Annotated in this window: 15 protein-coding genes; 7 read left to right on the top strand and 8 right to left on the bottom strand. The window is 43.7% G+C overall.

Translation table 11 applies throughout. From position 1 onward, the window contains the following. Positions 1-30 precede the first annotated feature (30 nt). Complete coding sequence (ubiE, locus tag Q8M62_RS13910) at positions 31-753, bottom strand: bifunctional demethylmenaquinone methyltransferase/2-methoxy-6-polyprenyl-1,4-benzoquinol methylase UbiE (RefSeq protein WP_304899983.1); 723 nt, start codon at positions 751-753, stop codon at positions 31-33. A gap of 122 nt (positions 754-875) precedes the next feature. Here ubiE and yihA point away from each other — a divergent pair, with 122 nt between their 5' ends. The 4 genes from yihA to Q8M62_RS13890 all read left to right on the top strand — a co-directional run bounded on the left by yihA (position 876) and on the right by Q8M62_RS13890 (position 2645). After that, positions 876-1487, top strand: a complete 612-nt coding sequence (gene yihA, locus Q8M62_RS13905) for a ribosome biogenesis GTP-binding protein YihA/YsxC (RefSeq protein ID WP_304899984.1) — start codon at positions 876-878, stop codon at positions 1485-1487. Positions 1488-1616: 129 nt separating this feature from the next. Beyond that, positions 1617-2069, top strand: coding sequence for a DUF5606 domain-containing protein (locus Q8M62_RS13900; RefSeq protein ID WP_304899985.1), 453 nt, complete (start codon positions 1617-1619; stop codon positions 2067-2069). 38 nt (positions 2070-2107) lie between these two features. Continuing rightward, positions 2108-2413 carry a hypothetical protein gene (locus Q8M62_RS13895; RefSeq protein ID WP_304899986.1) on the top strand — a complete coding sequence of 102 codons (306 nt, stop codon included), beginning with the start codon at positions 2108-2110 and terminating at the stop codon, positions 2411-2413. Between the two features lie 100 nt (positions 2414-2513). Then, positions 2514-2645, top strand: a complete 132-nt coding sequence (locus Q8M62_RS13890; protein ID WP_304899987.1) for a hypothetical protein — start codon at positions 2514-2516, stop codon at positions 2643-2645. Positions 2646-2870: 225 nt separating this feature from the next. Here Q8M62_RS13890 and Q8M62_RS13885 read toward each other — a convergent pair whose 3' ends face one another. Further along, positions 2871-3086, bottom strand: a complete 216-nt coding sequence (locus Q8M62_RS13885) for a hypothetical protein (RefSeq protein ID WP_304899988.1) — start codon at positions 3084-3086, stop codon at positions 2871-2873. A gap of 123 nt (positions 3087-3209) precedes the next feature. Between Q8M62_RS13885 and Q8M62_RS13880 the strand changes: the two genes are divergently transcribed. Then, entirely contained in the window at positions 3210-4334 is a 1125-nt protein-coding gene (locus Q8M62_RS13880) for a sugar phosphate isomerase/epimerase (RefSeq protein ID WP_304899989.1), read from the top strand. Positions 4335-4607: 273 nt separating this feature from the next. Here Q8M62_RS13880 and Q8M62_RS13875 read toward each other — a convergent pair whose 3' ends face one another. After that, entirely contained in the window at positions 4608-5306 is a 699-nt protein-coding gene (locus tag Q8M62_RS13875) for an SDR family oxidoreductase (RefSeq protein WP_304899990.1), read from the bottom strand. Positions 5307-5460: 154 nt separating this feature from the next. On the opposite strand from Q8M62_RS13875, the gene Q8M62_RS13870 reads away from it, so the two are divergent. After that, positions 5461-6753 (top strand): amidohydrolase, encoded by a 1293-nt coding sequence (locus Q8M62_RS13870; RefSeq protein ID WP_304899991.1) that lies wholly within the window; start codon positions 5461-5463, stop codon positions 6751-6753. 150 nt (positions 6754-6903) lie between these two features. Here the strand turns inward: Q8M62_RS13870 and Q8M62_RS13865 are convergent, their stop codons facing one another. The 3 genes from Q8M62_RS13865 to Q8M62_RS13855 all read right to left on the bottom strand — a co-directional run bounded on the left by Q8M62_RS13865 (position 6904) and on the right by Q8M62_RS13855 (position 11480). After that, positions 6904-8010 (bottom strand): DUF4249 family protein, encoded by a 1107-nt coding sequence (locus tag Q8M62_RS13865; protein ID WP_304899992.1) that lies wholly within the window; start codon positions 8008-8010, stop codon positions 6904-6906. Beyond that, complete coding sequence (locus Q8M62_RS13860; protein ID WP_304899993.1) at positions 8007-10421, bottom strand: carboxypeptidase-like regulatory domain-containing protein; 2415 nt, start codon at positions 10419-10421, stop codon at positions 8007-8009. The genes Q8M62_RS13865 and Q8M62_RS13860 overlap by 4 nt, the downstream gene beginning before the upstream one ends. 240 nt (positions 10422-10661) lie before the next feature. Continuing rightward, positions 10662-11480: a purine-nucleoside phosphorylase gene (locus tag Q8M62_RS13855; RefSeq protein WP_304899994.1), complete on the bottom strand. Its 819-nt coding sequence runs from the start codon at positions 11478-11480 to the stop codon at positions 10662-10664. Between the two features lie 97 nt (positions 11481-11577). Here Q8M62_RS13855 and Q8M62_RS13850 point away from each other — a divergent pair, with 97 nt between their 5' ends. Further along, the gene (locus tag Q8M62_RS13850; RefSeq protein WP_304899995.1) at positions 11578-12102 is read left to right on the top strand and encodes an NADPH-dependent FMN reductase; all 525 of its coding nucleotides are present in this window, start codon (positions 11578-11580) and stop codon (positions 12100-12102) included. Between the two features lie 3 nt (positions 12103-12105). On the opposite strand, the gene ftsZ is transcribed toward Q8M62_RS13850, so the two are convergent. Both ftsZ and ftsA read right to left on the bottom strand, forming a co-directional pair. Next, positions 12106-13725 carry a cell division protein FtsZ gene (gene ftsZ, locus Q8M62_RS13845; RefSeq protein WP_304899996.1) on the bottom strand — a complete coding sequence of 540 codons (1620 nt, stop codon included), beginning with the start codon at positions 13723-13725 and terminating at the stop codon, positions 12106-12108. A gap of 121 nt (positions 13726-13846) precedes the next feature. Further along, complete coding sequence (ftsA, locus tag Q8M62_RS13840) at positions 13847-15154, bottom strand: cell division protein FtsA (RefSeq protein WP_304899997.1); 1308 nt, start codon at positions 15152-15154, stop codon at positions 13847-13849. Between the last annotated feature and the right edge of the window lie 9 nt (positions 15155-15163).

Below are 15163 nucleotides of genomic sequence, written 5' to 3'. Positions count from 1 at the left end.
TAAATCCTAAAAATAGCAGAATCAGGAATCCTATTTTTGACCTATATAGATGGAACTGATTCCGAATGTGAGTGGCTTGCATACTGTGCTGTGAAATCCTACTTTTTTCAATACTGCCAGAAAATCCTCTCCATCCGGAAAGGCCTGAACTGATTCGGGAAGATAAGTATAGGCAGAATTGTCTTTGGATACTAGTTTACCGACCTGCGGAAGGATCTTATTGGAATAAAACGAATAGGCCTGCTTCATCGGAAAGCCCTTGGGTTTACTGAATTCCAAAATTACTGTTTTCCCTCCCGGTCTAAGAACCCGGTACATGTCTGCCAATCCTTTCTCCAGATTCTCAAAGTTTCTGACACCAAAAGAAACGATGACCGCATCAAACTTATTATCCTCAAACAATAATCCTTCCGAATCTCCAAGATGCATCTCGATTTTATCCTGAAGCCCTCGCTTGATCATTTTTTTTCTCCCTTCAGCGAGCATCCCTTCAGAAATATCCACTCCGATAATTTTTTCAGGATTCAGGACAAGAGCCTCAATAGCAAAATCACCGGTACCTGTGGCAATATCTAAAATCAACTTAGGCTGATCCTTTTTGAGGTATTTGATCGCTTTCTTTCTCCAGATGATATCAATCCCCAAACTTAGCACATGATTGAGCAAATCATATTTCGGGCTGATGTTGTTGAACATTTCAGCTACCTGATCTTTTTTGGAGTCTTGTTTATCTTTATATGGAACTACGGACATCAGAAATCTTCGTTGAGGGTACAATAATACTACACAAACCCGAGGAATCGAAAATTGTTGACAGGTATGACTCCAAAGTGCTTTTGAAATAAAAACGTATTTTTGCAGCGAACAGAAAAGTCATGATCAAAAAAGCAGAATTTGTTGTCAGCAACACCGACCCTACCAAGTGCCCAAAACCAGATCGGGCAGAGATTGCATTCATCGGCAGATCCAATGTAGGCAAAAGCTCCTTGATCAATATGCTGACCGGAGTCAAAGAACTTGCAAAAACCTCCCAAAAACCCGGAAAAACCCAATTGGTCAATCATTTCATGATCAATGACCGTTGGTATCTGGTCGATTTACCGGGCTATGGATTTGCCAAAGTCAGCAAAGACAGGAAGGTAAAGTGGGAGAAAATGATCAGCACTTACCTGACGACCCGTTCAAATCTTTGTGGCGTATTTGTCTTAATCGACAGCCGATTGGAACCTCAGACCATCGACTTGGAATTTGTGAATTGGTGCGGAGAGCAAAATGTCCCTTTTGTATTGGCTTTTACCAAAGCCGACAAACAATCCAAATCTCAGACCGACAAAAACGTGAAGGCTTTTCTGAATAAGATGGAAGAAATCTTCGGCGAATACCCGGACTACTTCGTCACCTCGGCCGAGAAAAGCGGCGGAAAAGAAGAAGTTTTGAAGTTTCTCGAGGAATTAGTTGCTGAATACGAAGCCGAGCGAACAAATTGATCGATAGTTCTATATTTGCAGCCTGAAAACTAGAAACCAATGAAATCGAGCATGAACTTAGCCTCAAACACCGGGATAGTTATCTGCTTTGCGAGATTCCATATGGCCTTTTAAAAACATTATAATCATATGAATTTCAAAGACATCGCAACAGTTTCCGGTAAGCCGGGTTTGTATAAAATATTGAAGCCTACCCGATCAGGGGTTGTGCTCGAATCAATGGACGAGAAAAAAGCTAAGCTTGTCGCCGGTATGGCACAGCGGGTTTCTGTCCTCAGCGACATTTCGATATACACCTTAACTGAAGAAGGTGCTGAGCCTCTGGAATCAGTCATGAAAAAAATCGAAGCAGAATATCAGGGTGACCTAGGGCTCGATTCCAATGCGGACGACAGCGAACTGCGGGCATTTCTGAAGTCAGTCCTACCGGAATTTGATACGGCAAGAGTGTATACTTCAGACATCAAGAAGTTGGTTTCTTGGTACAAACTCATCCGATCTGTCGCTCCTGATGTGTTGCAGGAAAGCACCGCAGAAGAAAAGGAAAGCACATCTGAAGAATCCGAAGGAAAAGAAGCATAATTCATTGGCCCCAAACGGGGCTTTTTCATTTTAAACCAATGAGCCAAACCCTTCCGGAAGAAACCTTCAGTCTAATCACCAAAGACTTTCAGCTCCCTGAAATCAAGGAAGATTTTTCTGAGGAAAAGGCCTTGGCTGTCCTAACTAAAGCAATTAGCCAACTGATGGACAGAAATCTGGAACGACTGCTTCAAGTCTGCTATCGGATCGACTTGGCTGAAAATAAGCTAAAACAAATCCTCCATGAATCTGAGCCTGACTCTGTGGCTGCCGATTTGGCAAAAGCGCTTTGGGAGCGACAAAAGCAAAAAGTAGAGATCAGGAGAAGGTATTCTGAGGGGTAGGTTGTCAACCTAGACACTTTTCTTACACTAATGGATGCTATTTTTTAAAATCGAAATTAATCCAAAGCAAGTTAGAGCTCCACTCTTCTATTTGATATAAATGATTTGGCTAAAGCCGGAAGTAGGAAAAGTGATCTTTATAGTCCTCCAACTGAAGTTGGAGGGAATTGATGTCGGGAAAATATTTAGATATTTCATTAACCCGGAATACGTTTACGGGAAGTACGAATAGCCAAAATAGTTTTTTTATGAATAGGAATGCGGCTTTAGCCCATTCCTCCAAACATTAAAATCTCGTTGGGGCTTTAGCCAAATTGTAAAAAATGGTAACGAGACTATGAAGGACTCAAAATATTATACTCCTCTTCATTATCCTGAATTCGGTAGCCGAGCGGAGTTTAGTTCATTTTTAATGAATAAAAGGAAGAAAAAAAGAGCAGAGAACAATCTTTAGATTCTACCAACTTTCAGATTCTTTTTCTAAATCATCTTGGTTCTGATATTTTCCGGAAACAATATTTTCGGATGCCAAATCAGCTCTATTTAAAAGCTCACTTTTCGTTAGCCGATACGGTTTGGCTTTCAAATAAGCTTCTAAAAAATCAATAGATCCCTCATCTTCAATCGAAATAAGGCTTTTAATAAGTTCAAGTTTCCGGTTTTGAATATTCATTTTTCAAAATATTAGCTTCCTAAATATAATGGAATTAAACCCATTCGAAAAGTTAACCACTAATCCCAATCTCATTTTTTCAATCCTCACCTTTCCCTATTTTTAACCCAAACCCAATAAACCATGGCAAACCCAATTTGGATCATGACTTCGGCATTTGACCAATTGAATTTGGATCAAACTGTCGAAAAAGCAACAGAAATCGGCGTGCAGGGGCTGGATCTTTGTGTCTTCAGAAAGGATGGAACGCGGGATGATTTTGTGGCGACTCACCTGGATTATGAAAACTTTGGTGCTGATCAGGCCAAAGCCTTGATTGAGAAATTCAATGGCGCGCAGCTTCGGCTTTCTATCGGGGCTTTCGAAAACCTGATCGGTGGAGACCCAATGCACCGACTCAAAAACCAAAATCACCTGCTCCGCTTGATCCGGATGGCCCACCTGCTTGGTGGAGACGAAAATGATGTCAAAGTCGGAACCTTCGTGGGATACAATCACGAACTGGGAAATGAAGAAGGTGGCTTTGAGAAAAACCTGCTGGAATACCAGCGGATTTTCGGTCCGATCATCCGCTACGCCGATAGCTTGGGAGTCACCGTTTTGTATGAAAACTGCCCCATGGAAGGCTGGAGAAGTTCGGGATTCAGCGGTACTTATAACAACCTGACAGGAGTGCTCGCCGCCCGAAAACTGATGTACGAACTCGTTCCCGAGAAAAATCACGGCGAAATCTACGACCCCTCTCATGATGTCTGGCAACATACAGACCCTGTAGAAGTCATTAAAAACACGGACATGAATCGCCTCAAGCGCATTCACGTCAAATCGACCCGAAACAACCCCGATCCTTTCTGGGGAAATATGTATCCCATGCAGCAAATCCCGACGGAATGGGCCGAAAAACTTGGCATTCACTCCAGCACCAATTCTTGGGATCGGCATCAGTACGAGGCGACTTTGCCCGGTTTTGGTTTGGGAGACTCGATGGATTGGAGAGCATTTTGCTCAATTTTGAAGGAAAAAGGTTTCAGTTGCCCATTCGAGATCGAGAATGAGGCTAAACTATCCAAGCAAACAGGAAAAATGGGTGCAATCGTCCAGGGTTGCAAAGCTGCCGTACAAAACTTAGCTCCATTGCTTTGGGAATTGACTGATGAGGGCTGGACTTATCCTACTTCAGAATACCACCCACTGCGGGATTTTAATCGAAAAGACATTCCTTTGGTCACGATGGATGAAATTTTATAAAAATTCATTCAAATCCGATCTATCATTCGAAAAAATGGCAAATTTTAGGCTTTAATGTAAGATTCTGGTTACCCTGAGTCTTAAATATTCTGCGAACATACAAAATGGAAATGACAGGGAGCAGTTCTCTAGAAATATTAAATCAGAATAAAATACCGAAATATCAATATTTTCAAAACAAATCATACTCTGTCATTGGTAGCGGAGTCGAAGGGTCCTCGACTCCGCTCGGACTGACACAAAATGGCTAAGTCAAATTATGTTACCGGGAACCTACTTCTTCCCTTTAGGTCTCAACGGTCTGCATTCCACATCTGCCACAAAATAATTTGGATGCGTCTCCAATGTCTGAACGATTGTCTGAGCGACATCTTCTGGACGCATCATGTTTTCATTCGTCGTCGTTCCTTCTATTTTGTCAAAAAAGTTGGTTTGGATAGAGCCGGGATAGATGGTCGAAACCTTGATTCCGAAGTCGCGCAACTCCATGTACATCGAATGTGAGATTCCTCTGACCGCATGTTTGGTACCCACATACCCTGCAAAATTGGCGACTCCATTCAGTCCTGCGATGGAGGCTACATTGAGAATATGGCCCTCATCAGCCGCTTTCATGGCAGGAACCAATCGCTTACTGACATAGAAAATCCCGTGGACATTGGTATCAAACATCGATTTCCAGTCTTCTGAGGACATTTCTTCAAATTTTCCAGCGATTCCGAACCCGGCATTATTAACCAGAATGCGAATATCGGATCCCAGCTTCTCAACAGTTGCCAAGAATGCTTTTTCAACTTGTTCTTCCACAGCGACATCGCAAACGAAAAAGTGGAAATTGGCATGCTTCAAATCAGGTGCAGTTCTACCCCAGCCTGCTACAACAGTCCCTTTTTCCAATAATTGTTTTACAACTTCAAGTCCTACACCTTTACTGACTCCGGTGACGACTGCAATTTTATCTTTCAATTCCATATCCTGTTCTGTTCTTTTGTAGAGTAAAGAATTAATTGAATGAAAAGTTCTCCAATCAGAGATTTAATCCCAATAGGGAAAGCTTTGTAAAACTTCTATCTTTATTTTCAGCCAATCAAATAGCCACGATCCATACCATCAACCTTATTAAATTATGAAAAAACTTACGCTAGCCCTGATTTTAATCAGCGGAACGGCATTTGGCCAAACGAAGCTTAGACCAGAAATAGATAAAAAAGCTACCGCAATCGAAGATAAAGTCATCGAATGGCGACGCGACATTCACCAAAATCCTGAGCTCGGAAACAACGAAGTAAGAACAGCTAAAAAAATAGCGGATCACCTTCGTGCTTTGGGAATCGAAGTTCAAGAGGGCGTCGCCGTGACCGGAGTTGTCGGGATTCTGAAAGGTGGAAAACCGGGTCCAACAGTCGCACTTCGTGCAGATATGGATGCACTTCCTGTTACTGAGCGAGCAGATTTACCCTTCAAATCTACAGTCACCACCATTTACAACGGTCAAGAAACCGGTGTGATGCATGCTTGTGGGCACGATACGCATGTGGCGATTTTGATGGGTGTGGCCGAAGTTTTGGCTGGGATGAAAAATGAACTTCAAGGCACTGTAAAGTTTCTTTTTCAACCTGCCGAAGAAGGAATCTATCAGGAAGGTGTCACCTCTTGGGGTGCCAAGCAAATGGTTGAAGAAGGTGTGATGAAGGACGTGGATGCGGTTTTTGGTCTTCATATTGGTTCGCAGATGGAAGTGGGAAAAATCGGCTACCGTTCGGGTCCGGCCATGGCAGGGGTAGATAACCTTGAAATTATTGTTCATGGCACTCAAGCTCATGGAGCTTCCCCTTGGTCAGGCGTGGATCCTATCGTGACTTCAGCACAGATAATTACCGGACTTCAGACCATCATATCAAGAAATGTCAATATCACTCAAGCCCCTGCTGTGGTGACTGTTGGTGCGATTCATGGTGGAATACGCCATAACATCATTCCTGAAAAAGTCGAAATGATCGGTACGATCCGAACATTCGGAGATGACCAACAAAATCTCGTACATAAAAGAATCACAGAGATAGCTACCAATATCGCCGAAAGCGCAGGCGGCAAGGCCGATGTCAACATCACCAAGCTTTACCCCTCCACAATCAATGATCCCACGCTATCCAAGCAAATGGAGCCTACTATTTTGGCAGCTGCGGGAGAAGGAAATGTCATCATCAATGAACTGATTACTGGTGCAGAGGATTTCAGCTTTTTCCAGCGGGAAAAGCCGGGATTGTTTATTTCCCTTGGTGGAATGAAAAAAGGTGGTGACCCGACCAAAACTCCATCTCACCATACGCCTGACTTCTATATCGACGAAGGTGGATTTGTGTTGGGAGTTCGTGTGATGAGCTACTTTGTGGTGGATTATATGGGGATGAAAAAGTAAATAAGACCCTAGCGGATAGACCATAGTTTACAAATCACCCCTCCTGAAGCCATTCCGGAGGGGTGTTTTTGAATAAAATAAAATCAGGAAGCAGATTTAGCTAAGGAGCCTGAATTTTTCAATTTTCAAATCTTCAAATCTTACAATTTCTCACTCATCAAACCACCACTCGGGATACTCCATTTGACTGTTTGGAAATGCGTTGCAGCTTAAACAGGTAGGCAGATATTGGTCTAGCCGCTTGCTTGGAATATATTCGCAGCTTTTTTCCAAAAAGAAAGGGACATCCTTAAATGTGGTATAGATTCTCGAAACCTTGGCCCTTGCCACTTCAAAATACCCTAGAACTACTTCATCGGGATTGGTTACATTATATAGATTTCCCTGAATCGAAGCCGGTGGCGAGTCAAATACAGAACCTGTATTATTAACCAATTCTCTCACCCTTCTCCAATATTCGTAGGCATTTTTTGAAATACTCAATTGTCGGACTGTAAAATAATGTCTGCTGAGAAAGGACTGATCAACCAGTCGCTTGGCGACGATTTGCGTGCTTTTCCCTCCCGGTTTATTGAGAAGGTCCCCATTGATCAGTGTGATTCGCTCAGGGTCGGGAAAACCAAATACGATACAGGGAGGCGGAGGCGTATTAAACGGATTTGGAAAAAAGGTCAAATCCCAAAAATATGCCTCATCCACTGCCCAACGCAAGTAATAATCCCCAACTTGATCCGGCAAGGTCACCGCTGTCTTGATCAATACCTGAGCCGCATCAGGATTATCCTTCAACCGGGTCCGCTCAAAGGAAAAACTCAATTCATCCGATCCGATTGCTTCAGGAATTTTTTGAGGTCTAGAGCGATATACCCGATCTCCTACTCGTATCTCCAGATATAATTCTGAATTTGACCCAGTCCCCAAGTAGTCAAATAGCTCATACTTGCCGGGCTCGGTTTCTTGATAGACCCATGGTCTCCCCTGGCTGGCATCCACTAAGGTTACCCTTGCTCCCTGCAAAGGCCTTGGCAAATCATTTAATGTAAAAATCCTGTTTTCTTCGTCTGCAAGTAGCGGTTTTCTGGCTTTGGAAATCGTCTCTGATAGAAAAACAACCTGTGGTTCATTCAGATTGGTCAATGTGCCCGATACGATCAAGCGTTCCCGTTCTAACTTTTCCAACTCAAATTCAATCTGCTCCACACAGGAATTAAGGCCAAGGAAAACAATCAATACACCTAAAATTTTCAACTTTTTCATTGTTTCCCTCCCCATTTAATACTGTAAGTAATCGAAGGAAAAATTGATCCCAATATTGCCAGACGATAAGGTCTCAACTGCTTCGAATCTTCATCTTTTTGCCAAAAAACCGAATACGCATTTTTCCTTCCAAAAAGATTGTAAATACTGAAATTCAAACTGTCTCCTTTCTTGGAGAATACCTTTTCGATCGTGTAAGAAACGTCCACCCGGAAGTAATCTGGAATTCGATATTGATTTCTATTGGAATAATCCGGCACTACAAGCCCACCATTCAGGATGTAAGATGCACTCACTGCACTGACGGGACGGCCAGTGGCATAATTGACCGAGAAGTTGAAAAGCCCTCTCGGGTACATCCTACGGCTAAGGATAAAATTGACCTCGTGCGGTTTGTCATAGTTCGAAGGGAAACGCTCATTCTTATTGATTTGCTCTTCGCTAAACCCACTTTGGGAAGTAAAAAAAGAACGGGAATACGTATAAGCCAACCATCCTGTCGCCACGCCAAGGTTTTTCTTGATCAGAAACTCAGCGCCATAGGCCTCCCCCTTTCCAAAAACCAATTCAGTCTCCATGTGCGGATTTAGAAATATCTGCGCAAAATCCCGGTATTCCACCTGGTTGACACTTGTCCTGTAAAAGGCGTCAATGGAATATTCCCAGCTGTTGTCTTTCGCATTTTTAAAGATCCCAAGGGAGAAATTATCCGAGCGCTGTGGTGGGATGTAGCTTGTGCTCAATTGCCAAAGGTCTATCGGAGTTGGTCCAAACGTATTGGACACAGACTGAATGTACTGAAAGAGTCTCGCATAACTCGCCTTCACAGACAGTGTAGCATTCAGATTTTGTCTGAGTGAAAATCTGGGTTCAAAACCAGAATACGACTTAATTTTCCCGGAAGGAAATGGAGTTTCGCCTGTGATATTACTTTCACTGATCGGCCCGTTCGGATTGTATTGATACACTGTATCCGCACCCAATTGGGAATAACCTGAATACCTCAAGCCTCCGACAAATCCGGTATTTTCTCCCAGCTCATATTCCAAAGACAAAAATCCGGAGAGTTCCATTCCCCGCTCTTTACCAACTTGCTCTTCCTGAATGGCGGAGAATTCGTCAAATGGAGAAATTCGCTCTGGTTTTCCCTGATAATAAATCCCTTCCAAACCACCTGTTAACGCAAGTTTATCATTAGCCCAAGTGGCAGACACTTTTCCTTGCTGGTAGCGCATCCCATTCTTCACTTTGGCAGCATCGACTCCTTCAGGGTCAAAAAAAGCATTATCAAAGTTGCCGTCAGCCAATAAACCGGTGATGGAAATATTTTCTCCTAAAATCCCTTTATATCGCAGCGAACTGATCCGGTTTGCCCATTCGTATCCAAATTGATCCGAAAACTGAAAGTCATCGCCTGTCACTAGCGTGTTGGCTTCAAGCAGATGCCCCTTGCCCAGATCCCAGTTCAATCCGAGGTAGCCGTCATAAAAATTCAGCCTACTATTCTGAATATCCAAGTCCAGCGCCTGTCCAAGGAGCCAGTTCACGTTCGAAACTCTACCACCAAAAATCACCGAAATCTTGTCTTTTACAACCGGCCCTTCGATTAATACTTTGCCATTGGATGTTCCAAACCCGACTTGGCCTTGCCAGCTTTCACTGCTTCCGGGCCTCATCAGGATATTCAGTGCAGAACCTGCTCTTCCTCCAAAGTTAGCCGGTAGATTTCCTTTGTAAAGTGTGAAATTCTCTGTCACATCAGTATTGAAGCCTGATAGAAATCCAAGAGCATGATTAGAACTTAAGACCAATACTTCATTCATCAGAAGGAGATTTTGATCTGCCTTAGCCCCACGGACATTAATTCCGGAGGTCCCTTCACCTACAGAACTCACGCCAGGTAGAAGCTGGAGCCCCTTGAAAATATCTGCTTCACCCAGAAATGCAGGAATAGCTCTCAGTTCAGTGGTCGTCAATTTGGTGACTCCCGTGATTGGATTTCTCACATTTCGATCAGGCTCATCGGACAGGACTACCACACCATCAAGTTCGAATGCTTTTTCCACCATTTGCACACTAACAACGGCGTTTTCATAAAGCAAAATCCGGGTAAATACCGGAACGTTGGAAATATGCCGAAAGGCTACACGATGATCTCCGGGAGTAATAGTCAAGTAATACGTCCCAAAACGATCTGTACTTACGCCGGTAAAAACTCCGTCAACATGCACACCTACCCCTTCAATTGGCTTAGCACCATCTTTTGAAGTGACTTTACCTGTTAAAATATAGGTACCGGGATGGGGGCCTTCTATTTTTCCAAAAGAAAAACGAAGCGAATCTGTCTGTCCGAAAGTCGGAAAACAAAAAATCAAAATGAGAAAAAGTGAACTAACGTAAAATCTTATCATAACAAGTTCAAGAAACCAAATTTACCGAAAAGCACAGGTCCTTTTATTGTAAACGGGCCAAAAATCCTTTCGCTACAAGACTAAAAAAGAATAGAGGCTCTGGAAGTGTGAAAGTACCACTGCGTAAAAATGGATAAAAGCTAAAAATCCGGTTACTTCAAAATCACATCGTCATCAATAGAAACTAAGAATCCAATCTCTTTTGAAGCAGGATTCTTAGTTTTAATTTTCGCAAACGAATTAAATGACGGCGACCAATTCTTTCAAAATCATCCCCATGACTGGTTCGGCCTTGGCTGCGGCAGCGAGTACATAGGCGATATCTACTTTATGGATTCTACCCTCAATACCCATATCGGTAATCGCTGATATCCCGAATACTTCCATTCCGGAATGCCGTGCAACCAACACCTCGGGAACAGTACTCATGCCCACCGCATCGCCTCCAATAATTCGTAAATATTTGTATTCAGCAGGGGTTTCCAGGTTGGGTCCTTCCACTCCTGCATAAACGCCACGATGAAGTTTGACCCCCTTTTTTTCAGCAATTTTGAGCGCTTTTTCGATCAATTCATGTGAATAGGCATCGCTCATATCAGGAAATCTCGGGCCTAATTCGTCGTAATTTTTGCCGCGTAGTGGATTATCCGAAAACAGGTTGATGTGATCGGTGATGAGCATCACGTCTCCAACTTCCTGCGCAGGATTTAGCCCACCGCAGGCATTGGAGACCAACAAGGTGCCTACTCCCAGTTTTTTCATTACCCGCACCGGAAAAGTCACTTCTTTCATCGAATAGCCCTCGTAGTAATGAAACCTCCCTTTCATTGCCATTACTTTTTTACCTGAAAGGGTACCAAAAATTAATTTCCCAGAATGGCTTTCCACTGTGGAAACGGGGAAATGAGGAATGTCTTTGTAATCTATTTCAAGTTCGACTTCAATCTGATTTCCGAGACTTCCCAGACCAGTACCTAAAATAATTCCTATCGGAACCTCCGACGGGTGTAGCTTTTGGATAAATGAAACAGCGTCTTGAATTTGATCGAGGTAGTCCATGTTTTTTTTGGAAGATTTACGGGCAAAGATAGGATTTTGGTTTAGGCTTAGAACTTTTCACCCTACTTGCTTGTATAGGAAACATAAAAATCTCCTTATGGTTAAAATTATCGTTGGCACAAACCGTAAAAATTCAGTTTCCAAGGTCATAGCTGAAATTTACCAATCAATTCTACTTGAAAAAGGTACAGCATCCGAAATCTTGGAACTGGAGCATTTGCCGGCAGACTTTATTGCTACAGCACTTTATGAAAATAATGGGAAAAACGATGGCTATAATGCCTTTCACGACCGGGTCAAAGCCGGGACAAAGTTTGTTTTCATAGTAGCGGAATACAACGGTTCTTTTCCGGGAATTCTCAAATCATTCATAGACGGAATGACCTATCCGAACACTTTTCGGAATAAAAAATGTGCATTGGTTGGAATTTCATCTGGAGTTGGCGGGGGTGGCATCGCTTTGAGCCACCTTACCGACATCTTCCATTATCTGGGTATGCATGTCCTTGCTCTCAAGCCGAAGCTTGCTAAAATCGAGCAAAATATGTCAGATAACCTGCTCACCAACAGGCTGTATGTAGAACTTCTGCAAACCCAGGCAGACATGCTGCTTGAATTTTAGGAATTAATCCACATTATCATGCAGGAATCTGTTGTTGCCGAGAATCTCGTTCTCGTCGCTCAGATTGTACTTGCTTGTCTCAGACTCTGAACTGTGCTGTGGTTCATTCAGTACCACATTCTTGCGCTGATATGCTGGCACGTTCATTTTTTCTTTCAGTTCCTCAGGACTTGGATTGAACGCTCGGTTACCTTTCAGTTTTTCAAATCGCTCATGTGCACGCTGGATTGCCTTCTGCTTCATCTGCTCGTAGTAATCATTTGCAAATAGCTGTGGAACTGGCTCTGATTCCTTAGGAAGGACTTCAGACTGCTTCTCAGAATCATCTTCCAATTTGAAAACAATCTTTTCGGACTTCACTTCCTGAGTAATTTCCTCATGGTCTTCCTGAATTGGATTTACCCGGAAAACAAACTCTTCCATTTCTTCTTCAACCGGTTTCATCGGCGCAGCAGCAGGCGCTTTTGGCAGATTGAAAGTGAAAGTTGCCCCACCAGAAATCGGCTCTTCTTTTACTTTTTGGCTTTTGCCTGAATCCAGGTTGATGACAGTCTTCACTATCTCGGGATTTGCTACAGGCGTATTGGCAATTGGATTTGCGAATGCTGAAACCGGAGCAGAAAATTCTCTGTTTCTACGCTTTTCAGAAAGTTTATCCATTTCAAAACCAGTAGCGATGACCGTCACACGGATAGCTTTGCCAAGTTCCGGATCGATACCCTGACCGAAGATTAGTTCAGCATTGTCACCGGCTTTCTCTTGGATGTATTCAGTGATTTCGCTGAGTTCGTCCATAGAAAGTTCCTCATCTTCACCAGACATGATGGAAAGAAGTATTTTCTGAGCGCCTTTGATATCCACATTATTGAGCAATGGAGAAGAAATAGCAGCTCCGGCTGCGCGGATAGCACGACCTTCACCCTCTTCAGTAGAGGATCCCATCACTGCCGCTCCCGCCTCCTTCATGACAGTCTTCACATCTTCAAAGTCGACGTTGACATCCTGATGGATGGTAATGATCTCGGCAATAGATTTCGCTGCGGTAGTCAGGATATCGTCTGCCTTGCTGAATGCAGTTCGGATAGCCAGGTTACCGTAGATTTCACGCAGTTTGTCATTGAGAATCACCAATACAGTGTCGCAGTTTTCTCTTAGCGATTCAATGCCTGCCTGAGCTACAGCCATTTTCTTTTTCCCCTCAAACATGAAGGGAGCAGTCACGATACCCACGGTCAGGATATTGAGTTCTTTGGCGATTTTGGCTACAATCGGCGCTGCACCTGTGCCTGTACCACCGCCCATTCCTGCAGTGATGAATACCATTTTGGTATTATCAGCAAGTAACTCGCGGATCTCCTCCTGAGACTCAAGGGCAGCGTTTCGTCCTTGCTCCGGATTGGCGCCTGCACCGAGACCTTCGGTCAAGTTTGCTCCAAGCTGCAGCCTCAATGGAACGGGGGATGATTTCAAAGCCTGTGCGTCTGTATTGACCACGACAAACTCCACGTCCTTAATTCCCTGAGCGTACATGTGGTTTACGGCGTTGCTGCCGCCTCCTCCTACGCCAATTACCTTGATAATTGACTTTTGATTTCTTGGGAGGTCAAATCTGTAATCTTTCATGCTATCTGACATATTTTTTGATTTGGTGAATATTTATGGTTGTTGTGTTTCATAATGGAAGAGGGTTAAGAAGGAAGTAATCTGCAAGGCGGATTACCTCCTCAATCATAAGCCCTAGTAATTAGTATTCTTCCCCGATGTCATCGGAGATCAAAGTTTTCAAGCGATCAGTTATTCCTTTGAAGAAATTATTGGCAATTGCCTCTCTTTTCACCGCGATAATGGGCTTGATTCCGGAGTTGGCTTTTCTTTTTAGATAGCCTTCCTCTCGATTGTCCAAAGCCTTGAACCCGGCTAATACCAAGCCCACTGATGTGGCATACATCGGACTTTTCACCTCTTCAATCACCGACTTGCCGAGATGCTCGTTTGGAAATCCGATTCTGGAATCCAGTCCGGTCATGTATTCGAACAGCTGGGAAATGCACTGCAACTGTGAACCTCCACCGGTGATTACTATACCTCCAGCCAATTTTTTATAGTAGCCACTTTGCATGATTTCGTTTTGGACGATTTCGATGATTTCCTCCATTCTTGCCTGGATAATTGAAGCCAGATTCCGGATGGAAATTTCCTTTGGTGGCCTGTTTCTAAGTCCAGGGATGGATACGATTTCGTTCGGATTGGCTTCTTCCGCTATAGCTTTACCAAAGCGGGTTTTGAGCAATTCGGCCTGATTTTGCATCAGCATGCAACCTTCCTTGATATCGGCAGTGATGATGTTTCCCCCAAGCGGGATTACCGCAGTGTGACGGATTATATTTTCATAGAAAATGGCAATGTCAGTGGTGCCGCCTCCGATGTCAACCAGACAAACGCCTGCTTCCTTTTCATCGTCGCTCAATACTGAAAGTGAGCTGGCAAGGGGCTCCAAAATCAGTTGTTTGGATTCAAGAGATGCCTTTTTCACACACTTGTTGATGTTGTGAATAGCAGTAGTCTGGGCGGTGATGATATGGAAATCTGCCTCAAGACGGGTGCCGGCCATTCCTACAGGATCTTTGATTCCACCTTCGTAGTCCACTGTGTAATCCTGCGGCATCACATGGATGATGCTGTTTCCCGGAGGCACGACGATGTTGTGCATATCAGCGGAAAGTCGCTGCACGTCTTCCACCGTAATCTCATCCTCAGTAGGCTGGCGCATGATGCTCCCATGCATTATTTTGCTTTGGATGTGCTGTCCGGCGATTCCGACGATAACCTCAGCGATATTCACATCGGCCATATTGGAGCAATCCTCCACGGCTTTCTGGATCGCATGTACAGTCTTCTCGATATTGGTTACGATGCCGCGATCGACTCCATCAGAGACTGCCTTGCCCATGCCTAGGACTTCGAGTTTCCCAAACTCATTCTTGCGTCCGATGATCGCGCAGATTTTGGTCGTCCCAATGTCCAGACCTACGATTAATTTGTCGTTTTCCATATCCAAGCT

Origin of the sequence: Algoriphagus sp. (assembly GCF_030694375.1) — a bacterium.
Lineage (GTDB): Bacteria > Bacteroidota > Bacteroidia > Cytophagales > Cyclobacteriaceae > Algoriphagus.
The sequence above is the reverse complement of the archived record's forward strand: the minus strand, read 5'-3'. Positions and strand labels throughout refer to the sequence as shown.